This window comes from Acetanaerobacterium sp. MSJ-12, assembly GCF_018917875.1.
Lineage (GTDB): Bacteria > Bacillota > Clostridia > Oscillospirales > Ruminococcaceae > Bittarella > Bittarella massiliensis.
This window is the reverse complement of sequence record NZ_JAHLPK010000001.1, coordinates 120,189-140,663: the sequence shown is the minus strand read 5'-3', so window position 1 is coordinate 140,663 and position 20,475 is coordinate 120,189. Positions and strand designations below refer to the sequence as shown.

19 protein-coding genes are annotated in these 20,475 nt (G+C 63.4%); 7 read left to right on the top strand and 12 right to left on the bottom strand.

Going from position 1 to position 20,475, the window contains the following annotated elements:
* Window position 1: 1 nt before the first annotated feature.
* The 4 genes from KQI11_RS00645 to KQI11_RS00630 are packed head-to-tail and all read right to left on the bottom strand — an operon-like array spanning window position 2 to window position 3,682.
* Window positions 2-1,015, bottom strand: coding sequence for a zinc-binding dehydrogenase (locus KQI11_RS00645; RefSeq protein WP_216400710.1), 1,014 nt, complete (start codon window positions 1,013-1,015; stop codon window positions 2-4).
* The gene (locus KQI11_RS00640) at window positions 1,008-1,721 is read right to left on the bottom strand and encodes an IspD/TarI family cytidylyltransferase (protein WP_216400709.1); all 714 of its coding nucleotides are present in this window, start codon (window positions 1,719-1,721) and stop codon (window positions 1,008-1,010) included. Before KQI11_RS00640 ends, KQI11_RS00645 begins: the two co-directional genes overlap by 8 nt.
* 3 nt (window positions 1,722-1,724) lie before the next feature.
* On the bottom strand, window positions 1,725-2,600 hold the full coding sequence (locus KQI11_RS00635; protein WP_216400708.1) for a LicD family protein: 876 nt from the start codon (window positions 2,598-2,600) through the stop codon (window positions 1,725-1,727).
* A gap of 41 nt (window positions 2,601-2,641) precedes the next feature.
* Complete coding sequence (locus KQI11_RS00630; RefSeq protein ID WP_216400707.1) at window positions 2,642-3,682, bottom strand: glycosyltransferase family 2 protein; 1,041 nt, start codon at window positions 3,680-3,682, stop codon at window positions 2,642-2,644.
* 230 nt (window positions 3,683-3,912) lie between these two features.
* Here KQI11_RS00630 and galE point away from each other — a divergent pair, with 230 nt between their 5' ends.
* The 4 genes from galE to KQI11_RS00610 all read left to right on the top strand — a co-directional run bounded on the left by galE (window position 3,913) and on the right by KQI11_RS00610 (window position 7,182).
* A complete protein-coding gene (galE, locus tag KQI11_RS00625; protein ID WP_216400706.1) occupies window positions 3,913-4,926 on the top strand; it encodes a UDP-glucose 4-epimerase GalE in 1,014 nt (337 codons plus the stop codon).
* Window positions 4,927-5,573: 647 nt separating this feature from the next.
* Window positions 5,574-6,266, top strand: a complete 693-nt coding sequence (locus tag KQI11_RS00620; RefSeq protein WP_216400903.1) for an AAA family ATPase — start codon at window positions 5,574-5,576, stop codon at window positions 6,264-6,266.
* Between the two features lie 29 nt (window positions 6,267-6,295).
* Window positions 6,296-6,640 carry a PAS domain-containing protein gene (locus KQI11_RS00615; protein ID WP_185915434.1) on the top strand — a complete coding sequence of 115 codons (345 nt, stop codon included), beginning with the start codon at window positions 6,296-6,298 and terminating at the stop codon, window positions 6,638-6,640.
* A 62-nt stretch (window positions 6,641-6,702) separates the two neighbouring features.
* Complete coding sequence (locus tag KQI11_RS00610) at window positions 6,703-7,182, top strand: hypothetical protein (RefSeq protein WP_216400705.1); 480 nt, start codon at window positions 6,703-6,705, stop codon at window positions 7,180-7,182.
* Between the two features lie 357 nt (window positions 7,183-7,539).
* On the opposite strand, the gene abc-f is transcribed toward KQI11_RS00610, so the two are convergent.
* From abc-f to KQI11_RS00595, 3 genes are all read right to left on the bottom strand, one after another.
* Entirely contained in the window at window positions 7,540-9,201 is a 1,662-nt protein-coding gene (gene abc-f / locus KQI11_RS00605; protein WP_216400704.1) for a ribosomal protection-like ABC-F family protein, read from the bottom strand.
* A gap of 319 nt (window positions 9,202-9,520) precedes the next feature.
* Complete coding sequence (locus KQI11_RS00600) at window positions 9,521-10,468, bottom strand: nucleoside hydrolase (protein WP_216400703.1); 948 nt, start codon at window positions 10,466-10,468, stop codon at window positions 9,521-9,523.
* Between the two features lie 20 nt (window positions 10,469-10,488).
* On the bottom strand, window positions 10,489-11,421 hold the full coding sequence (locus KQI11_RS00595; RefSeq protein ID WP_216400702.1) for a nucleoside hydrolase: 933 nt from the start codon (window positions 11,419-11,421) through the stop codon (window positions 10,489-10,491).
* 229 nt (window positions 11,422-11,650) lie between these two features.
* Between KQI11_RS00595 and KQI11_RS00590 the strand changes: the two genes are divergently transcribed.
* The gene (locus tag KQI11_RS00590; RefSeq protein ID WP_216400701.1) at window positions 11,651-12,649 is read left to right on the top strand and encodes an NAD-dependent epimerase/dehydratase family protein; all 999 of its coding nucleotides are present in this window, start codon (window positions 11,651-11,653) and stop codon (window positions 12,647-12,649) included.
* Between the two features lie 86 nt (window positions 12,650-12,735).
* On the opposite strand, the gene KQI11_RS00585 is transcribed toward KQI11_RS00590, so the two are convergent.
* From KQI11_RS00585 to KQI11_RS00565, 5 genes are all read right to left on the bottom strand, one after another.
* Window positions 12,736-13,341, bottom strand: coding sequence for a nucleoside 2-deoxyribosyltransferase (locus KQI11_RS00585; RefSeq protein ID WP_216400700.1), 606 nt, complete (start codon window positions 13,339-13,341; stop codon window positions 12,736-12,738).
* 124 nt (window positions 13,342-13,465) lie between these two features.
* On the bottom strand, window positions 13,466-14,071 hold the full coding sequence (locus KQI11_RS00580; RefSeq protein ID WP_216400699.1) for a nucleoside 2-deoxyribosyltransferase: 606 nt from the start codon (window positions 14,069-14,071) through the stop codon (window positions 13,466-13,468).
* Entirely contained in the window at window positions 14,072-14,590 is a 519-nt protein-coding gene (locus tag KQI11_RS00575; RefSeq protein WP_216400698.1) for a nucleoside 2-deoxyribosyltransferase, read from the bottom strand.
* 243 nt (window positions 14,591-14,833) lie between these two features.
* Window positions 14,834-15,016 (bottom strand): hypothetical protein, encoded by a 183-nt coding sequence (locus KQI11_RS00570; RefSeq protein WP_216400697.1) that lies wholly within the window; start codon window positions 15,014-15,016, stop codon window positions 14,834-14,836.
* Window positions 15,003-18,212: an Ig-like domain repeat protein gene (locus KQI11_RS00565; protein WP_216400696.1), complete on the bottom strand. Its 3,210-nt coding sequence runs from the start codon at window positions 18,210-18,212 to the stop codon at window positions 15,003-15,005. The genes KQI11_RS00570 and KQI11_RS00565 overlap by 14 nt, the downstream gene beginning before the upstream one ends.
* Before the next feature lie 697 nt (window positions 18,213-18,909).
* On the opposite strand from KQI11_RS00565, the gene KQI11_RS00560 reads away from it, so the two are divergent.
* Both KQI11_RS00560 and KQI11_RS00555 read left to right on the top strand, forming a co-directional pair.
* A complete protein-coding gene (locus KQI11_RS00560; RefSeq protein ID WP_185915423.1) occupies window positions 18,910-19,128 on the top strand; it encodes a hypothetical protein in 219 nt (72 codons plus the stop codon).
* Window positions 19,129-19,169: 41 nt separating this feature from the next.
* Complete coding sequence (locus KQI11_RS00555) at window positions 19,170-20,405, top strand: RNA polymerase sigma factor (RefSeq protein WP_216400695.1); 1,236 nt, start codon at window positions 19,170-19,172, stop codon at window positions 20,403-20,405.
* Window positions 20,406-20,475: the final 70 nt, after the last annotated feature.

The window sequence follows — 20,475 nt, the reverse complement described above, 5'->3', positions numbered from 1 at the left end:
CTTACATCCTCCACTCGAACACCGTTTTGAAAGGGGTGTTCAGGTCGGTGCGAAAGACCCGCTCGATGTCTCCCATCTGGCAGACCGGGTCGTCGATGCTGATGATGCGGTTGAGGCGGTTTTGCACGGCGGGGTCGCCCATCAGGCGGATGGCCTCGACAAAGTCCTCCCGCCCGGAGCGGCTGCTGCCGGCCAAAGTGAGTCCCTTTTCCAGCACGTCCCGGGTGTTGATGGCCACCTTGTTCTCGCTGACACCCAGCAGGATGACCGCCCCCTGGGGCTCGATGGTGCGGATGATGTCGTCGATGGCGTAGTAGCTGCCCTCACCCCCCGCGCACTCAAAGGCGTGATCCACCGAGAAGCCCTGCGGCAGGTCGTCGGCGAAGTGGGTGGCCCCTACGAATGAGAACATGGACAGTTTGCGGGCGTTCTTCCCCACCACGTGCAGCTCGATTTGTGGGAAGAGGGAGCGGAGGGTGCAGGCCAACACAAAGGCCATGCTGCCGTCCCCCCAGATGCCGACGCGGTCCCGCCGGGCGTGGGCCAGCCGGTCAAACCGGCGGGCCGCCTGGACGGTGACGCTGACAAACTCGGTGATGGCGGCAATGTGGTCGGGCACCCCGTCGCAGGAGACCAGCCGGTCCGCCGGCAGGTCGATATACTCCCGCATAAAGCCGTCGTACCCGCTGGAGAGGAACCGGCTGTCCCGCCGGTAGTTTTCGGAGATGATGGGGTCAGGGCTCTGGGGGCTGTTGGGGATGGCCACCACCCGCGCCCCCGGCGCAAAGGTCCCGGTGGGGTCTTGCAGCACCCGCCCGCAGCACTCGTGGATCAGGGCCATGGGCAGCTTTTTGCGGAGCACGTCCTGGCTGCGCTGCCCCAGAAAATACCGCTGATCGGCATGGCAGAGGGCCATGAATTGGGGGCGGAGGATCACCTTGTCCGCCAGGTCGGTGGAGGCGTACTCGATGGAGAACACCCCTGGACTGACCAGCTGGTAGATGTGGTTAATCAACGACCTGTCCCCCCACCATGGCCTGGGCGATCTTGTAGTCGCTGACCGTGGTGATCTTCAGGTTGGAGACATCCCCCTCCACCAGCCGCACCGGGGTCTGGCGCACCACGCAGATCTTGCAGGCGTCGGTGAGGACCGCCTTCTCCTCCTCGTTGAGGCTCTGGTAGAGCTTTTTGAGCAGGGAGATGCGGAAGCTCTGGGGGGTCTGCCCCTGGTACATCAGCCGCCGGTCGGGGATCTGGGAGATGGTCTCGCCGTTTTCGGAGACGACGATGGTGTCCACCGCAGAGACCACCGTGTCGCAGGCGCCAAAGGTGCGGGCGGCCTCGATGTTCTCCTCGAGGATGCGCAGGGTGACAAAGGGGCGCACAGCGTCATGGGTGATGATGAGGTGATCGTCCGACTGGCCCCAGTCCGCCTCGATCTTGTCGACGATGTTGAAGATGGTGCTGTTGCGGTCTCCCCCGCCGGGGACCAGGATGACCCGCTCTCTCTGGGGCACCTGGCGCTCCAACAGGTCCTGCATGTGGCCCACCCAGTCGGGGTGGACCCCCACGTAGACCCTATCCATCTTGTCACAGAGGAGGAATTTCTCCAGGGTGTGCAGGATGATGGGCTTGTCCCCCAGGGGGAGAAACTGCTTGGGCATGTCCGCAATGTTCATCCGGGAGCCGGTGCCGCCGGCCAAAATCGCGCCAAAAATCATGATTCAATCCTCCGTGCAGTAGTAAATTCCCTTGTACTGCTGGTAACCGTGCTCCAAATCGCAGAAGAGGCAGTCGTGGTGGGCCACCTGTTTTTCTTTGGGGGGCAGCTGCATGTAGTCGCCAAAGGCGATCGTCAGGTACTGGTCATACCCCGCCGGCAGGGGCATGGGGTACCCCTCAAACTCCCGGTAGACGGCGCTGTCAAAGGCCGCCCGGGGGTACTCGTTCTGCATGTAGTGGGGCCCGGCGCAGAGCTCGGTGATCTTTTCACACTGGGCGATGGGGTACTGGGTCATCTTCCGCTCGGCCAGCTTCCAGAGCTTATAGCGAAGTCCTTTAAAGGGGACACAGGTCAGGGCGATCTTCGCCAGCGCCGCCACCTTCTTGCCATGGTTGGTGGGCACCTGCTGGGCGCAGTAGAGGGAGTAGAGCAGGGCCCAAAACTTCTGCCGCTTGCGCTTCCCCGGGTCGCTGGGACAGCCGTCCAGGGGAAGGATGTCCAGCACCACCCCGTGGGGGATGTCCATCTGCTTTTGGTAGGGCTTGATATAGGTGGTCTCGTTGTCCTTGATGGTGATGAAGAGATTGCCGTCCACCCGCTCCCGGGTGGGATAGCAGATGCTGTACCGGCGGGTGTCGGCCTTCTGGGGCCAGACTTCCTTGAGCCGCTCGTAGTCGGGGCGGGGCATAAAGACGTCCACGTCGTCGTCCCAGGGGATGAACCCCTGGTGGCGCAGCGCCCCAATACAGCAGCCGCCACAGAAGTAAAAGAGCAGCCCGTTTTCATCGCATATTTTTTTGAAGTAGAGGGCCATCTCCAACCCCTTTAGCTGGAGCTCCCGCAATTTTTCCGGGGTAAAGGTATAGCTTTCGCCCATCCTCTCGCCTTCCTCTCTATATTGGCTGCCTCAAATCCCCTCTAGACCGGCTGAAAGGTCTTGCCGGCGAACTGAAAGATCCCCTGCAAAAAGCCGAGTCCATAGGAGATGTGGAGGATGAAGTGCACCCACATCAGCCGCAGCTTGTTGACAAAGCCCTTCACCCGCTTGTTGGAGAAGGAAAAGTAGATGTCCAGCAGCAGATAGAGGCCCATCACCCCGCCAAAAACCCAGCGGGCCGGCGAGAAGAAGAGGGAGAGGAGCCCGAACACGGCGATAAACAGCACAAAGCTGATGGGTACCAGATGGGAGAGACGGGCGGGTTTTTTGTGCTTTTTGATGACCGCCACCTTCCAGACGCCGTACTCGTAGTACTGCTTGAAGACCTTGCGGTAGCTGTCGCGGGGGTAGTAGCGGCTCTTGATAGCGGGGGTCATGTACACCTTGCCCCCGTGGGCGTGCAGCCGCATATTGAACTCGTCGTCCTCGCTGCGGGGGAAATCCTCATCGTAGAGGCCCAAATCGAGGATGGTCTGGCGCTTGTAGGCGCCGAGAAAGACGGTGTCCACATAGCCCTCGTAGTCCGCAATGTGAAATTTCCCTCCGCCCAGGGCAAAGGGGGAGTGGTAGGCGGCCGCCACCACCTTCTGCACCGCGTTTTTGCCGCAGGCGATCATCGGGCCGCCCACGTTGTCGGCGCCGGTCTTTTTGAGGGTGGCGATGGACTGGGAGATGTAGTCGTCGGCGTATTCCGAGTGGGCGTCCAGACGGACGATATACTCCCCCACAGCGGCGCGGATGCCGATGTTGAGGGCCAACTGCACCGTCCTGCCCGGATTGCGCAGGCAGTGGATAAAGGGGTACTTCTCTTGATACTGGGCGATGATGGCGGTGGTCTTGTCCTCCGAGTCGCCATCAACAAACAAGACTTCCATCCGCTCACGGGGGAAGTCCTGCTTCAGAATAGACTCTATGCAGGGGCCGATGTAGGCCTCCTCATTTAAGATGGGGACGACCACAGAAACCTCAATGGCAGGGTCTGCCTGAGATCCTGTCTCTCTCTGCTCGGTCAGGTCTGTCATGGTTTTCCTCCACAAACTGTCTTTTTACACGAAAAAGGGCAAATTTATTTATCAATTATACTCTAAGCCCCCCTCAAATTCAATAGGACAGGCCCGCTTTCCCCTCTGGATGCCCGTTTATTCAGGGTTTCTTCACATTTTTGGCGGCTGGACAAACCGCTGCTCTCCCATTATAATATAGGCAGTTTTCTATCTGCCAAAACCAGATGAAAGGGAAAGAAGGACATCTTATGAAACTGCTGATCACCGGCGGCGCCGGTTACATCGGAAGCCACACCTGCGTGGAACTGCTGAACGCGGGACACGAGGTGGTGATCCTGGACAACCTCTGCAACGCCAGCCCCAAAGTGGTGGAGCGCATTCAGGAGATCACCGGCAAACAGGTGACGTTCTGCCAGGTCGACTTGTTGGACTACGCCGCCACCGAGGCGGTCTTTCGCGCCCACCAGTTCGACGGGGTCATCCACTTCGCCGGGCTCAAGGCGGTGGGGGAGTCGGTGGAGAAACCGCTGGAATACTACCACAACAACCTGACCGGCACCCTGCACCTGCTCAAGCTGATGCAAAAGTACCAGGTCTTTACCCTGGTGTTCTCCTCCTCCGCCACGGTGTACGGCTCGCCGGCCACCGTCCCCATCACTGAGGATTTTCCCCTCTCGGTGACCAACCCCTACGGCGCCACCAAGTTGATGACTGAGGAGATTTTGCGGGACCTCTACCGGGCCGACCCCCGCTTCTCCCTAGTGATCCTCCGCTACTTCAACCCCATCGGCGCCCACGAGAGCGGCCGCATCGGGGAGAACCCCAAGGGCATCCCCAACAACCTGATCCCCTACATTACCCAGGTGGCGGTGGGCAAACTGCAGTACCTGAACGTGTACGGGGAGAACTACCCCACGGTGGACGGCACCGGGGTGCGCGACTACATCCACGTGGTGGACCTGGCCAAGGGCCACATCAAGGCGGTGGAGAAGCTGGCGGGCAAGGCCGGGGTGCACGTCTACAACCTGGGCACCGGCAACGGCTATTCGGTGCTGCAGGTGGTGGACGCCTTTGAAAAGGCCAGCGGCCAGAAGGTCCCCTACAAGATCGCCCCGCCCCGGGCCGGCGACATCGCCGAGTGCTGGGCCGACGCCTCCAAGGCCAAGGCCGAGCTGGGGTGGGAGGCGGAGTACGACATCCAGCGGATGTGCGTCGACTCCTGGCGGTGGCAGAGCCAAAACCCCAACGGCTACGACGACTAGACGAAAAAACAGCTGCAAAAGGGCCTCTTTGGGGTCCTTTTGCTTTTTGCACAAAAAACAGACAGAAGGATTGTTCAACAAAAATATTGATTTTCGTGCAGTCAAATTATATATTATAGGTAAGAAAAGGGTTTCGTACCAAACCTCCTTTGGTTGTATACCAAAACAGATAATAGGTGAGGAAATTCGTGTACCAAGGCCCTTCAAGACGGAGCCTTATCCACCGTTCAAGGCAAATGTGCAGTGCGCACAGGAGGTATTGTCCAATGGGTAGGTCTCAAATCTGAAAGACAGGCAACCCCAGTTGATTTCAAACTCCGCCCATAGCTTGTCTTTGCCAACAGATGCAAAAAGGAGTTTGCAGGTGTGCGTAAGAAAGAGCAGGACCGCCGTTTGGAACTGCTCAGGGCCATTCCCCCAAAGGGGTGGTCAAGTTTGGCAGCCTGATTTCTGAAATCGGACGAATCGGAAAAGAGGGCCCCGTACGGGGCCCTCTTTTTTTGCCTGCACCCCCTCCACCCCCTTCGCCCCGCCCGCCGCGATTGCGCAACAGGGCGGACAGGGGGTATAATGGGCCCAAGGGGGGAAGGGCTGTGAACGAACTGTTTGTCACCGAGGTGGCGCTGGACCGGGCCGCTCTGCGACAGATGGGCGGCTATTTGAACGACCTGCCCTGCCTGCGGGAGCTGGGGGCGCTGGCCTTTCACCGCCCGGTCACCTATTTTGTGGGGGAGAATGGGACCGGGAAGTCCACCCTACTAGAAGGGCTGGCCGTGGCCCTGGGCCTCAACCCGGAAGGGGGCGGGCGCAACTTTCACTTTGTCTCTAAGGAGACCCACTCCCCCCTGCACCGCTGCCTGACGGTGACCAAAGGACCCTACCGCCCCCAAACCAGCTACTTTCTGCGGGCGGAGAGCTTTTACAACCTGGCCTCCGAGGTGGACCGGCTGGAGGAGATCGGTGCCCCCGGCCTCTTTGACAGCTACGGGGGGCGCTCCCTGCACAGCCAGTCCCACGGCGAGGCCTTTCTCTCCCTGGTGCTGGGGCGCTTTCCCCCGCGCGGGCTCTACCTCCTCGACGAGCCGGAGGCAGCCCTCTCCCCCTCCCGGCAGCTGGCCCTCTTGCGGCAGATCCACCTGCTGGCCGAAGGGGGCAGCCAGTTCATCATCGCCACCCATTCCCCCATCCTGATGGCCCTGCCCGGCGCCGCCGTCCTCTCCTTTGAAGAGGGGGGCGCCATCCGCCCCACGGCCTATCGGGAGACCAGCTACTACCAGGTCACCCGCGCCTTCTTGGAGGCGCCGGAGCGGATGCTGCGGGAACTGTTGGACGGGGAGTGACCACACTGTAATCCAAGGAGGAACACACGATGGAAAAATTGGAAATGTTAGAAGCCATTCTCGACAGCTACCCCTACCGGGTGGTATTTGTGGACTGCGACCACGTCATCCGCTACCTGAACCGGGCCGCCAAATACCACTACTACCAGGTGCGGGGGTACCGGGATCTGATTGGCCGCTCCCTGTTTGACTGCCACCAGGAGCTCTCGCGGGAGCGCATCGAGGCGGCGGTGGAAAAGCTGCGCCACCACGGCAACGAAATCTACCTGGGGGTGACCCCGGACAACCAGCGCTACTACATCAACCCGGTGCGAAACGAGGAGGGGGAGCTGCTGGGGTACTTCGAGCGCTTTGAGCTGAACTTGCAGAAATAGCGCGCCGCGCGGTGCCGCCGGATCCGGCGGGACAGTGCCCTTGTCAGAGAGAAGAAAACCCTGTGAAAAAACACCTGATCGCCCTGTTGTGTCTCACCCTGGCCCTTTTGATGACCGGCTGTGGGGAAAAGAGCGAGGCCTTTTCTTTTCCCGAAGAGGGGAGCGAGTATATCGACACGGCAGAGCTGCCCCGCGTCTATGCCGACCCGGCCGGCTACCGGGGGAAATACGTCAAGCTGGTCGGCCGCGCCATCAGCACGCTGGAGCGCCATACCGGCGAATCGTTCTTTCTCTTTATCCCCGAAGGGTACAGCTCCCCCATTGCCGTCCACTCCGCCGACTCCTCCCTGCAGATAGAGGAGGGGGACATCCTCCTGGTTGACGGGAAGTTTTGGTCCACCAAAAACACCGGCACCGACCTGCCCCACCTCGCAGCGGCCAGTCTGACCCACTCCACCTACAAAGACGCCTTCCGCCCCACCCTCAAAGAAATCAGTCCCGCCCTCAACCAGACACAGGAGGGCTGTTCGGTCACCGTCTAAAAGGTCGAATTTGCAAAAGAGGAGACGCGGCTCTACCTGCGCATTCAAAACACGGGCGGCGCCAGCATCTCCTACTGGAACGGCTATCTGGTGCAAGGGGGACCCAGTACGCTGAAACACACAACGCCGAGGCCCGCTACGAGGTCATTCCCGGCGACATTTTGCCCGGCGTCACCGCCACCGGGGTAGTGGTTTTTCCCGTCCTAAAGGATCCTGGAGCACTGCAGATCTATTTTCAGATTCTGTCTGAAGACTGCGCCGCAGACTTCGATCCCTTTGTCTTCTCCCTCTCCTGACAAACCGCAAGCCATCCCCGGCAGAATGTTCTGCCGGGGATGGCTTTTTGCAAAAGGGGGGTCAATCCCCCTCCCTGAGGGCGCGCAGTTCCTCCGCCGCCTCCCGGTAGGCCTCTTCCAGGGCGGCTTTTCTCTCCAGCGGCGCGGCGGAAATCTCCACTGCCAGCTGGCTCAACCGCATCTCCAGCACCGTTTTGCGCAGGGCGGCGCTCTGCCCTGCCCTGCGGGCGGGCCTCTCCTGCTGACGGCGCCAGTCGGCCAGCCCGCCCGCAAAGGCGGTGAGGCCGCCCCCGCCGATATAGAGCAGCCGGTCGGCCACCCCCTCCACAAACGCCTCGTCATGGCTGACCAGCAACAGGGTCCCGGTGTATCCCTGGAGCAGGGATTGCAGGGCCTCCACCGCGGGGAGGTCCAAGTAGTTGGTGGGCTCGTCCAGAAAGAGGAGGTTGCAGCCACCCACCAGCAGCTTGCAGAGGGCGACCTTCATCCGCTCCCCGCCGCTGAGCACCGCCAGGGGCTTGTTGACCGCCTCCCCCCGAAAGAGGAGCCGCCCCAGCACCGTGCGCACCAGGGTGGGGGACTGGAGGGCCCCCTCAAGGGCGTTTTCGAGGACGGTGCGCCCCTCGTCCAGCTGTTCAAACCCCTGGCGCAAAAATCCCAGCTTGGCCTGGGGGGAGAGATGGCACTCGCCGGCCAGGGGGGCCATCTCCCCCGCCAGGGTGCGCAGCAAGGTGGTCTTGCCCGCCCCGTTGGGGCCGATGAGGGCGGTTTTGCTGCCGGTCGGAAGGGTGAAGGAAGCCCCCTCAAAGAGGGGGACGCCGGCGTGACCCACCGCCAGATCCGCGGCGGTGAGGGCGGTGCGGGCCCGCAGCGGGGCCGGGTCGATGCGCAGGGCGATGCCGTCCGCCTCAAAGGGCTTCTCCACCCGCTCCATCCGCTCGATGCGGCCCTCCAACACCTTTTTGCGGCGGGCGATCTTGGCCGACTTCTGGGTGGCCTCCCGCTTGTGGAGGCGGGCCTCGGAATTGCCCATCCGGCTGGGGGCCTTCCTCACGCCGTCGGCCCGGCGGGAGACCTGGCGGGTGGCGGCCAGCAGCCGGGCCCGCTCGCCGGTGTACTCCTCCCACTGCTGCTGGGCCCGCTCCTCCTCCCGTGCCCGCTGGCGGCGGTAGGCGGCGTAGTTGCCGGGATAGGCCCTCACCTGGCCGTCCCGAACCTCCCAAATGGTGTCGCAGAGGGCGTCCAGCAGGGCCCTGTCGTGGCTGACCAGCAGCAGCGACTCCACCTCTGCCAACCGGCGGCGGATCTCCGCCTGCCCCCGCTCGTCCAGGTTGGCGGTGGGCTCGTCGCAGAGGAGGAGGGGGGCACCCTCCTCCAGGGCGGCGGCCAGCTTGACGCGGGTCTCCTCGCCGCCGCTGCGGCCTGCCTGGCGGGCCAGGGGCCCCGCCCCCAGGGCGGCCAGCGGGCCGGCCATCTGCGCGGGGTCGGCCGCCTCCAACTGCCGGCAGTAGGCCAGGGGGCACCGCCGCTCCACCCGGCCGGATTCCGGCTGGCGGACACCGGCGATGAGGTCGAGGAGGGTAGTCTTGCCACACCCGTTCTCCCCCACGATCCCGATGTGGTCCCCCGCCAAAACCGTCAGTTCGGGGATGTCGAGAAGCCGCCGCTCCCCGATAAAATAGGCCAGCCCGCGGATCGAGACCAGCACGTTTCGTTCAGACAAGTGAAAAACCTCCCTTGCAGGGTCATCTGCAAGGGAGGGAAAAGACAGAGGGCGCGCGAAAAAAGGGGGACTTGCGTCCACCGCACACCGTGCTGTTTTCCCCTTTGCCGCGCAGGTGACCAAACGGCCCCCTATTGAGAGAGGGCGTTTTGTCCGTTTTCAGTGGTTGCGCACAAAGGTCAAAACAGTCTCATTCGCGGTGTGGTTACCTCGCCTTTCTTCGTTTCTTCGAGTACGAGTATACCAGATATCCCCCCGGGCTGCAAGGGGAGAAAAAGGGCGGACCCCGGCGCCATTCTGCCGGGGTCCGCCCTCGATGTCAGCGGTTTAAATTGGCCAGGCTGTTGACGATCAGATCGATGAAGCGGGGGCGGTCCACATCCTCGCCCATCTTGGTGTTGGGGGGGAAGTGGCGGTCCTCGGTGTGCTTGTAGGTGATGACCGTCTTGCCCTCGGTGAGGATGCCGCGGGTCTCCACATCCACGTGGACATCCACCGTCTGCACCACCGATTCGTCCATCACGTAGGCTGCGGTCACTGCGTCGCAGAGGATGCCGCCGGGGCGGCCGTTCTTCTCGGCGTAGCCGACCCGCTCGCCGATGAGCTCGGCCGCCACCTCTGCCACCGGGCCGCCGGCGGCGCGGATGCGCGCCAAATCGTCGGCGGTGACATAGGCTTTAAAGCAGATGTCCAGCCCCATCATCGCCATGGGGATGCCGCTGGCAAAGACGATCTTGGCGGCGTGGGGGTCGGCCCAGATGTTGAACTCGGCCGCGGCCGTCCAGTTGCCCAGGCCCTTGGCCCCGCCCATGATGGAGATGCGCTTGACATAGTCTTTTAAGTTGGGGTATTTCAACAGGGCATTGGCCACGTTGGTCAGGGGGCCGATGGCCACGATCTCCAGCTCGCCCTTGCAGGCCACCGCCTGCTGGTAGATGAAGTCCCAGGCGTACTGGTCCTCCACCTGCTTGTGGGGCTCCGGCAGGGTGACCGAGCCCAGGCCGCCCGCGCCGTGGACGTTGCCGGCAGTGCGCTCCCCGCAGAAGAGGGACTGGCTGGCCCCTTTGAGGACGGGGATGTCCTCCCTGCCGGTGAGCTCGCACAGCTGCAGGGCGTTTTTCTCGCAGAAGGACAGGGGCTTGTTGCCGCAGACCGGGGTGATCCCCTTGATGTCAAAGCGGTCGTCCCCCAGCAGCATAAACAGGCAGATGGCGTCGTCGGTGCCCGGGTCGCAGTCCAGAATAATGGGGCGTTTGTTCTGTTCCATTCTCTTCTCTCCTCCCTTTCTCAGGCGTTTTTCAGCAGTTCGCGCACTGCGTCCACATAGCCCTGGCGGTCCACGTCCAACACCACGGTGTGGATGTGGGGGCGGTCGCTCTGGTGCAGACCGGTGCGGGCGTCACAGACGCTCATCCCGTCGCAGAGGTCGGAGGCGCACTCGATCTGGATGTCCGCTTTGACGGCGGTGAAGAGCTCGGGCTTTAACAGGTAGATCACCGGCACCGTGTCGAAGATGAGGGTGCGCTCGCCGGGGAACTCGCCCCAGCCGTCGTTCAGGGAGTGGTGGGTAATGCTGTAAAACGCCTTGGCACAGGGGTTGTCAAAGCCCTTCCAGCTGTCGTTGTCGGCGGGGGTGATATAGGCATTTGTGCAGACATCCAGCCCGCACATGGCCACCGGCAGCCCAAAGGAGAAGACGGCCTGGGCCGCCTCGGGGTCGGCGTAGAAGTTGAGCTCGGCTGCGCCGGTGGTGTTGCCGAAATACATGCCGCCGCCCATGAGGACGATCTCCTCCACCTTCTCCCGCACCAAGTCGGGGTGTTGGAGCATCAGCTTGGCGATGTTGGTGAGGGGGGCCAGGGGGATGAGGGTCACCTTCTCCTCGCTGGAGTGGAGCACGTCCACCATGAACTCGACGGCGGATTTCTCCTGCAGGGGACCCACCTCCTCGCTCAAATCGGGGATGGGCAGCCGGTGCCCCTCGGGGTTGCCGACCCAGCGCTGGCGGACCAGAGGGTTTTGCGAGCCCCGGGCCACCGGGATGTCGGCTTTCAGGTAGCGCACCAGCTCTAAGGTGTTCTGGGTGGTGTTTTCGATGGGCTGGTTGCCCATGCAGGTGGTGATACCCAACACCTCCAGTTCGGGGCTGGCGACGGCCAGGGCGACCGCGCAGGCGTCGTCTCCGCCGGTGTCGCAGTCAAATAACACTTTTTTGCTCATTGTGCAGACTCCTCCATTTCTTGGCATATGGCTTTACCAAATCATTATACTTTAGAATCGGGGGCGCGTATAGGGGATGGAAGCGTAGAAGATACGCTGAAAAAAACAGCCAAAACGCACAAAAGCCGGCGGCCAGATTCTCTGGCCGAGGGGCGGGCGTTTTACAAATTGTCCATCTATTAATCACAAAGACGGACTATACTAACAGCAGATGAAAGGGGTGCTTGCGATGAAAACACTGTACATTGTAACCGGCGCCTATGGCCACCTGGGCAACGTGGTGGTGCGGCTGCTGGCCAAACGGGGCGAATGGGTGCGGGGGTTGGCCCTGCCGGACGACCCGGCTATCCCCCTGCCCGACGGGATCGAGATCGTCCGCGGCGACATCTGCTGCCCGGCCAGCCTCCACCCCCTCTTTGAGACCGAGAGCCCCTGCCGCCGGGTGGTGATCCACACGGCGGGGATCGTGAGCATCGCCTCCAAATACCAGCAGAAGGTGTGGGACGTCAACGTGGGCGGCACCGCCAACCTGCTGGCCTTCTGCCGCCAGTACGGGGTGGAGAAGATGGTCTATGTCAGCTCTGTCCACGCCATCCCCGAGCGGCCGGAGGGGCAGGTGGTGGTGGAGACCGACCACTTCGACCCCGACTTGGTGGAGGGGCTCTACGCCAAGACCAAGGCGGAGGCCACCTCCCTGGTGCTGGAAGCCGCCAAGGACGGCTTGCCGGCGGTGGTGGTGCAGCCCTCGGGGATCGTGGGGCCCTGGGACTTTGGCCACGGCCACCTCAACGCCCTGGTGGCCGACTGCGCCCGGGGCAAGCTACTGGCCGGCGTGGAGGGCGGCTACGACTTCGTGGACGTGCGGGACGTGGCCGCCGGGGTGGTCGCCGCCGCCGACAGAGGGCGGGTGGGGGAGTGCTACATCCTCGCCAACCGCTATTTCACCGTGCCGGAATTTTTGGAGCGCTGCCACCTGGCCACCGGCTGCAAGCCCATCCGCCACACCCTGCCCCTCTGGTTTGCCCGGGCCACCGCCCCCCTGTCGGAACTCTACTACAAGATCCGCAAGGCCCCGCCCCTCTACACCCGCTACTCCCTCTACACGCTGGAGACAAACGCCGTCTTCTCCTGGCAGAAGGCGGCCGACGAATTGGGCTACCACACCCGCCCCATGGAGGAGACCCTGCGGGACACCGTGCACTTCATGCGGGTACAGGGCCGCTTTTGACAGCCATCGACAAAAGGCCGCCGGTCAAGAACCGGCGGCCTTTTTGGGTGCGTCTCGCAGCGGGCCCGCAGGTCGGGCAGCGCCGGTCACTCCTCGACCTGGAAGGGCTCGTAGCCGGCGGCGATGAGCTCGGCGTCAAAGTCGGCCCGGGCGCGCTTCATGGCGTCCTCCATGGTGCCCTCGACAACGGTGAAGGGCACGCTGAACATCAGGTTGAGGGGGTAGTCGAAATCCTCGATGGTGCAGCCGTTCTCGTCCACCCACTTGCCCTCTTCGTTCTGGCGCTTGGCGCCGGTGAACCGCTCGACCATGGGGCGGGCGTCGTCGATGAAGGCGTAGCAGCGCTGGCCCAAGGCATAGGCGGCCCCGCACTCGACACAGGTGCCGGAATCGGGCTCCTGTCCGCGGCGGAAGTCGTTGAGGTTGGCGATGATCATGTCCGAGCGGCGGACGTGGTTGATGTCGTGGATGAAGCCGCGCTTCTCCTTCTCCTCGCGGGAGTCGTCCTTGGGGACATAGTCCTTGAACTCGTCGTCCCGGGCGGGGTTGGGGGGGTAGATGCCATCGATGCCGTACTTGTGGCTCAGTTCCACATAGTGAGCGCCGATCTCATCCCCGTTGGGCCAGAACATGTCCGGCCCGGCCAGGTAGGCCACCGGGCGGCGGACAACGCCGTTTTTGTCGATAAACAAGGCAAACACGCCTCCTTTTTCGGGGTTTTCCCGGTCGGTCGCGCGCAGCCGCGCCGGCCGGGGAGGGAAAGGGGCCGGCTGTCGACCGCCCCCTCCAGAGGGCCCAGTGAAGGGCCCGGTGCAATTACTCCTCGACCTGGAAGGGCTCGTAGCCGGCGGCGATGAGCTCGGCGTCAAAGTCGGCCCGAGCGCGCTTCATGGCGTCCTCCATAGTGCCCTCGACAATGGTGAAGGGCACCCCGAACATCAGGTTGAGGGGGGAGTCGAAGTCCTCGATGGTGCAGCCGTTCTCGTCCACCCACTTGCCCTCTTCGTTCTGGTGCTTGGCGCCGGAGAAGCGCTCGATCATGGGGCGGGCGTCGTCGATGAAGGCGTAGCAGCGCTGACCCAGGGCGTAGGCGGCCCCGCACTCGACACAGGTGCCGGAATCGGGCTCCTGCCCGCGGCGGAAGTCGTTGAGGTTGGCGATGATCATGTCCGAGCGGCGGACGTGGTTGATGTCGTGGATGAAGATCTTCTTCTCCATCTCCTCCGAGCTGTCGTCCTTGGGCTCGTACTCTTTGAACTCGTCCTCCCGGGCGGGGTCGGGGGGGAAGATGCCGTCGATGCCGTACTTGTGGCTCAACTCCACATAGTGGGCGCCGATCTCATCCCCGTTGGGCCAGAACATGTCGGGGCCGGCCAGGTAGGCCACCGGGCGGCGGACAACGCCATTTTTGTCGATAAACATCTAGCAGCCCTCCTTTTCCATGTCCTCTTTGGCCCGGAGCAGGGCGTCGCGGAAGGTCCCCTCCACTATGGTGGCGTGGCCGGAGATCATCAGGTTCAGGGGGCCGCCCTCCAGGGTGAGGCCGTCCTTGTCGCGGCGGCGGCCCTGCTCGTCGAGGTAGGTCTCCTCGGTGAACTTCTCGCCGCAGCCGCGCAGGTCGTCCAGGTAGACATAGATCTTCTTGCCCCAGATATAGCCCGCGCCAATTTCAAAGGAGGTGCCGGAATCGGGCTCCCACCCGCGGAAATTGTTCATATCGGCCACGATCAAGTCGCAGTTTTTGATGGATTCGATGTTCTTTTCAAAAATCACCTTGGCGGTGTCCCGCTTGGTCTTGCAGCTGCTGAAATCGTAGTCGGCCGCCACCGACGGCTCAAACCCCAGCTCTTCGCAGATGGCCTTGTTGGCGGCAAAAATCTCCTCGCTGTTGGGGAAAAAGCACTCTGGCCCGGCAATATACACCTTGGGCTTCTTGTTCATGCTACACACTCCTTTTTCTTCTCCTTTGGTTTCTTGACCCATAAAAGAAATACAAGTTCAGTATACCTGTCCCCTTCCAACAAAGTAAATGCACGAAAGGGCCAAAGAAAAAGGAAAATTCCCGTCACTTTGATGAAAACGATTTCGCAAGCGTTTGCCGAAAGCGCTTTCTTTCAAGTACACGAACCCCCTGCACCGCTGTATCTGCGGCACAGGGGGTTCGCTTTTGCGGGGCGCTCAAATCTAGGGGCGGTCGCTCTCCCGCTCTTTTTTGCACCCGCGCAGGGCAATGGCGAGGGCGCCGGCGGCCAGGGCCGCCAGGAGGGCCAGGATCAGCAGGCTGTCCAGAGGGCAGCCCCGCATCCACCAGAGGACGGCGGCCAGGCCGGCCCCAGCGGAGAAAAACAGCAGGTCACACCACTTCATGTTCTTCCTCCTCTTCTCTGCGCTCCCACACCAGCCGCAGGGCAACATAGACGCCGGTGATGGCGGCGCCCAGCAGGGCCAGCCAGTGGACGATGCAGCTGCCGGGCGCATGCCCGGCGTGAGCACCGCCGCCAAAGGGCAACTGCTCCCCGGTGTAGGGGGCGCTGCCCGCCTGGGTGGTCTCTCCCAGGTCGACTGTCTGCCCGCCGCCATCCGGGCCGGGGGCGTCGCCCCCTTCCCCCTCGCCGGGGGTGGGAGAGGGCGGGGGCGCAGGGGTGTCCCCCTCGTCCTCTTCCACCAGTTGGTACCAGAGGAGGATGGTGGTGGTGTTCCCCTGGGCGTCCGCCGCCCCCCAGCGGATGAGGTAATCCCCCGGGTGCGCGGTGTCGATGGCGGCGATGGGGCAGCCCGAGAGGTCGCTCATCTCCACCGGGAAATAGGTGAGGCCATCGTCGGGCGCCGGCAGGCCGCTGACGATTTGATAGCGCCCCTCCATCAGCTCCCTGGCCTCTTCGCTGGCAAGACTGCCGCCATAGGGCGGCTCCTGGCCGATGAGGACGGTGATTTTGTCCCGGATGAGGGCGTGCCGCAGCCCCTCCTCGTCGGTCTCAACGGTGGGCGGCAGGGGGTAGAGCCCCCCTTCCCCGCCGTCGGGGGAGTCGGTGTCGGGCCACCCGTCCGGGGCGGGGCGCCCGTTCTCGCCCTGATCGCCGCCGGAGGAATTCTCGCCGCCGTTTTCCCCCTGGCCGCCGCCGGAAGAGTTGTCGCCGCCGTTCTCCCCCTGGCCGCCTGAGCCACCGCCGGAACCGCCGCCCGAGCCGCCGTCCGGGCGGTCGGGCACGATCACCACCGGCGGCTGCGCCGCCTCAATGATGCGGTAGGTCAGGTGGATGGTGGTGGTGTTCCCCGCCTCATCGGTCACCGTTTGGGCGATCACACAGCTGCCCACCTCTCCGGTGGGGAAGGACCCGCCCCGCAGGTCGCCGCTCATGGAGACCGGCCCCCGGGAAAGGGCGTCGGCGGGCCAGGGGAGGGAGGAGGTGATCTGGTAGCGCTGTGCCAGCCAGGCCTCTGCCTTCTCCTCTGTCAGCAGTCCCCCAAAGGAGGGGTTGGGGCGGACATACTCCACTACCTCGTCGTAGATGTCCCGGTGCAGGCGGTTGGGGTCTGTCTCGTCGGGTTTGAGGGTGCCGTCGGGCAGCTCATCCGGGAGAGGGGGGAACCCGTTCCCCTCCTCGCCGCCAGGGGTCACCACCGGCGGCTCGATGCCGCTGTCGTAGACAAAGTGATAGGTCAGATGGATGGTGGTGGTGTTCCCCGCTTTGTCGGTGGCGGTGCGCTCCACCAGATAGGTGCCCTGGCGGGCGGTGTCCATAGTGTCGGTGGGCACCTCGCCCTTGGAGATGGTCAGCTCACCCCAACTCAAGGCGTCGTCCGGCGCGGGCAGGGTGGAGGTGACCTGGTACCGGCGGGCAAAGAGGGCCTCCATCTCTGCCTTTCCGTAGCTGCCGCCGCCGGCGGCCGGGGTGGTGATCAGCTCGGTGATCTCGTCGTAGATGTCCCGGTGCATCTTCCCCTCGTCGTCAATGGAGGGGTCCGGCTGCTCGTCGGGCAGCTGGTCGTTGGGGACGTCGGGGTGATAGCCCGGTTCCCCCTCGCCCGAGGGGGTGGGGCCGCCCACGTCGGGGGAGCCGCCGCGGAGGATGTAGAGGAAACACTCCTTGGGCAGGGCGGCGTTGCCGTCGTCGTCCACCCCCTTGAGGGAGAAGGTCAGCTTGTAGCTGCCCGCCGGCAGCTCCACCGCCACCGGCTGGGTGGAACGGTTGCCGCGCTGCACCGGGAAGGAGGAGGCGGTGAGGCCCAGGCGCTCCAACTTCCAGCTGATCTGGTCGTCCGGCAGCTGCACCCGATCTTGCAGCCGCCCGCTCAAATCGGTGTACTGGGGCAGGGCGTTGTGGACAGCCGGGGTCTTGACGCCGTTTGTGGAGAGGTGGGTGATGGGGGCGTCGTCCCCCGCGATCATGTCAAAGGCCGTTCGCGGGACAAAGCCGCTGGGCAGCTTCTCCCCGTAAAAGACGAGGCTGTCGTCGGCCACGATGACAGGGGCCACGTCGGTGCGGGTGACGGTGAGCACCTTGTCGTCCGGCGTGGCGTTGCCGGCCGCGTCCACCGCCCGGAACTGGTAGGTGCCCAGGGCATCGCAGTCGTTTAGCGCCTGGTAGTCGCGGGAGGAGGCGCCGGTGTCCCCCGGCTTGATCCCGCCCGGGGTCAGGGTGTAGGTGGTCATGTCCTCCCAACTTGTGGCGCCGGGGCGCTTGACCTGGATCTTCCAGACGCCCGAGACCCCGTCCTGCGCCCGCAGAGACAGGGTGGAGCGGTCGGTGAGGGCCAGGGTGGGGGCGGTTTTGTCGATCCCCAAGCTCTCGCTCATGATGCCGGTGGTCCCCCACTTGGAAGAGAAGCGGCTGCCGTCCTGTTGGGCGTAGAAGCTGGTGGTGGTCTTGCCCTCTTTGGTGAAGGTCTTGCCCATCCTGTCGGCGAGAACCCCGTCGAAGTAGGCCAGGTCGTAGTCGTTTGTCTGGATGTTCAAATCCACATTGCTGGTGTACCAGCTGTTGTTGCCCGCGGTGCCGGTGAGGGTGTAGTTGACATCGCCGGGGAAGACGCCGCCCTTCACCATGTCGGGGCCGATGTCGTGCAGGACATACGCCGACCGGTAGCTGCCAAAGGGGTCGTCCTCCACCTTGAGCCCCAGCTTGAACTGGGTCTCGGGGTCGCCGGTGACCTTGATTTTAAAGGTGGTGGAGACCTCGTCGTTGCCCACAAAGTTGAGGGCGATCTTCTTGGTGCCGCTGATTTGGGTGGTCTCGAACCCCTCGCTGACAAAGCCCGCCTGGTCGCCGAGGGAGAGGAAGGCGGGGATGGTCTCGCCGGCGGCGGCCAAATCGCTGTTTTTGAGGGTGACCCGGACCACCGCCTCCTGTCCCCGGCCGATGCCGCCGGTGATGACCCGGGTCTGGTCCTTGGGGTCGAGGTACTCCACCTTTACAAATTCGGGGGCAAAGTGGTCGTAGCCGATGGAGAGGAGGTCGACACTCATCTTTTTGCCGGGCATGACGGTGCCCGCCCTGCTACTGCGGCTGCACATCCAGCCGCTGATATAAAATTCCACCCGCTTGTCTGTCTCTAAATTCATAGGAGGCAAATCGACCTCCTCAGCCTTCTGGCCACTGGCGTTGTTGGCGGAGACCGTTCGGTCGCCAAATGTCGCCGTCAAAACGCCGTCTCCAGCAGGGATCCACTTGACACTGCTGTACTTCCCAGTGCCGTAACAGCCGTTGGCCCCATCTTTAACAAATGCATAACTGTTTTTCCAGGATGCAAGACCTATTCCTGCATACCACTCGCCGATCCCCATGGGATGCCACTTCATATAGGACTTCGAGCTGGCATTGTAAACCCAACCACTGGTGATGGCAGGCATGATATTTCTGCCGCTATCCTGCTGGAATTTGTAAAAGAAGTTGTTGGCATCCAAAGAGGTGGCTGCGTTGTCTCCCCCTTCGGGAGGCGTACTGTACGAAGTCTCAACAGTCCAGCTCGCGGACAGGGGGACTTTGCCGTTAAACTTACAGTTGGCCCCCGTCGCCCAGGGTTTCTTGTCCTCACTAAAATTGCCCTCATAGTTATAGTCAAGGGCAGCTGCGACATCTCCATCTCCCAGGATCAGCGTGCTTCCCGATGACCCCGAGGGTGTGCCCGCAGACACCTTCTGGTCTTCAAATCTCGCCGCCATTGTGGCGGTGGGCAAATGGGTGTAAAAACCCTGTATCAGCACATCGCTGGCCTCTTTTGCCGGCCCTTCCGCCAGCCCCGTCGTCGGGAGGGCGGAGGTGGCAAGGCAGACTGCCAGCGCCGTGGCCGCCACCCTGCGCGCCCCCTGTCGCCAACCTCTGTTTTCCCGTTTCATCTCTATTTCACGCTCCCTTGCATTCTTTTGCAGCTCGATTCTCAATAAGAAGGTCGAAATAGAGAAAAAGGGGTCAACTTTTTCAAAATCTTCGCAAAAAATTTTTCCAGTGCGCCATTTACCCCGCCTTGTGGTATACTGAATAGCAGATTTTGTCGAAAAAAGAGGGGGAGAAAGGGGATCATGCCAGTGGTCAAACAAGACCACCGCTCTCTGGGGGAGCTGGCGCGCCAGGCCGCCGAGGGGGACAGGGCGGCTTTTGAGGCGCTCTACCGGGCCACTGCGGAGGCGCAGTACTTTCAGGCGGTCGCCCTGTTGCGGGACGAACACCTGGCCATGGACGCAGTGCAGGAGAGCTACCTGGCCCTGCACCACGCCCTGCCGGACATTGAAAAGCCGCAGGCGGTGGTGGCCTATCTCAACCGCTGCACCTTTCAGTGCTGCCGGCGGCTGCAGCGAAAGGCGGGGCGGGTGGTCCCGGTGGGAGAGGAGGCGCTGGAGCAGTTGCCCCAGCGCGCCAGCACGGAGGAGCTGGGTCGGCGGGAGACCGCCCTCGCCCTGCAGCAGGAGCTGGCGCGGCTGCCGGAGGAGCAGCGGCTGATCGTCATCCGCCACTACTACCTGGGGGAACGGCTCGCCGACATCGCCGCTGAGATGGGGATGTCCCTCTCCACCGTCAAGCGCCAACTGCGGCAGGCAAAGGCCCGGCTGCGCCGGGGGCTGGGCCAGTTGGCGGTGGTGCCGCTGGGGTTGGCCCTGCCCCGCCAGCTGCAGACGGCCGCCCACACCCTGGGCAGCCGGGCAGCCCTCCCCCCCGCCCCTGTCCAGGGGCGGATATCGGGCTGGGCGGTGGGGGCCGGCGCCACCCTGACCGCCGCTGTCACCCTGTTGGCCGCCCAGCTGCTGGCAGCGCCCGGCCTCACCGCTGTCGCGCCGGGAGAGACACCCGCGCGCACTGCCATGTTGGAGGCCGTGATCCGCGGAGGGCCGGTGGATGGGGTGTTGGTCGAAGGCCCAGGGGGCGAGAGAGCCTGGATGGTCGGGCCGGAAGGCAGACGCTATACCCTCCCGGTGGGGGAGAACGGGCGCTACACCCTCACGGCCTTTGCCGGTGAAAGGGCGGTCTGCTCGGCGGCGGTGACGGTGGGCTGCATCGACCGGGAGGGGCCGGTTCCCCGCAGCGCCGCCCTGCAGGAGGGGCGCTTGTCGGTGGCCCTGGAGGAGGACCCGGCAGGGCTTGACGCGGAGGGCTGCTACCTCTGCCGGGGGGAGGCGCGCTACCCCCTGCAGCCGAAGGGGGAACAGCTGGTGTTGGAGCAGACCCTGCCCAGCGGCGACTACCTGCTGGTGCTCACCGACCGGCTGGGCAACCAGTCCGAGACCCCCCTGTCCCTCGCTTCGCCCCCAGCGGAGCAGTAGAGGGAAAAAACCAGCCGGGCGGAGGGATCACTCCTTCTGCCCGGCTGGTTTTTGATTTCTGCGGGAGACC

What these genes read in the sequence shown, in the direction of transcription:
- KQI11_RS00570 (WP_216400697.1), bottom strand. Translation starts at nt 15,016, where the DNA reads ATGAAGTGGTGTGACCTGCTGTTTTTCTCCGCTGGGGCCGGCCTGGCC.
- KQI11_RS00580 (WP_216400699.1), bottom strand. Translation starts at nt 14,071, where the DNA reads ATGTTTATCGACAAAAATGGCGTTGTCCGCCGCCCGGTGGCCTACCTG.
- galE (WP_216400706.1), top strand. Translation starts at nt 3,913, where the DNA reads ATGAAACTGCTGATCACCGGCGGCGCCGGTTACATCGGAAGCCACACC.
- KQI11_RS00630 (WP_216400707.1), bottom strand. Translation starts at nt 3,682, where the DNA reads ATGACAGACCTGACCGAGCAGAGAGAGACAGGATCTCAGGCAGACCCT.
- KQI11_RS00590 (WP_216400701.1), top strand. Translation starts at nt 11,651, where the DNA reads ATGAAAACACTGTACATTGTAACCGGCGCCTATGGCCACCTGGGCAAC.
- KQI11_RS00640 (WP_216400709.1), bottom strand. Translation starts at nt 1,721, where the DNA reads ATGATTTTTGGCGCGATTTTGGCCGGCGGCACCGGCTCCCGGATGAAC.
- KQI11_RS00565 (WP_216400696.1), bottom strand. Translation starts at nt 18,212, where the DNA reads ATGAATTTAGAGACAGACAAGCGGGTGGAATTTTATATCAGCGGCTGG.
- KQI11_RS00575 (WP_216400698.1), bottom strand. Translation starts at nt 14,590, where the DNA reads ATGAACAAGAAGCCCAAGGTGTATATTGCCGGGCCAGAGTGCTTTTTC.
- KQI11_RS00600 (WP_216400703.1), bottom strand. Translation starts at nt 10,468, where the DNA reads ATGGAACAGAACAAACGCCCCATTATTCTGGACTGCGACCCGGGCACC.
- KQI11_RS00555 (WP_216400695.1), top strand. Translation starts at nt 19,170, where the DNA reads ATGCCAGTGGTCAAACAAGACCACCGCTCTCTGGGGGAGCTGGCGCGC.
- KQI11_RS00595 (WP_216400702.1), bottom strand. Translation starts at nt 11,421, where the DNA reads ATGAGCAAAAAAGTGTTATTTGACTGCGACACCGGCGGAGACGACGCC.
- KQI11_RS00620 (WP_216400903.1), top strand. Translation starts at nt 5,574, where the DNA reads ATGGGCGGCTATTTGAACGACCTGCCCTGCCTGCGGGAGCTGGGGGCG.
- KQI11_RS00615 (WP_185915434.1), top strand. Translation starts at nt 6,296, where the DNA reads ATGGAAAAATTGGAAATGTTAGAAGCCATTCTCGACAGCTACCCCTAC.
- KQI11_RS00635 (WP_216400708.1), bottom strand. Translation starts at nt 2,600, where the DNA reads ATGGGCGAAAGCTATACCTTTACCCCGGAAAAATTGCGGGAGCTCCAG.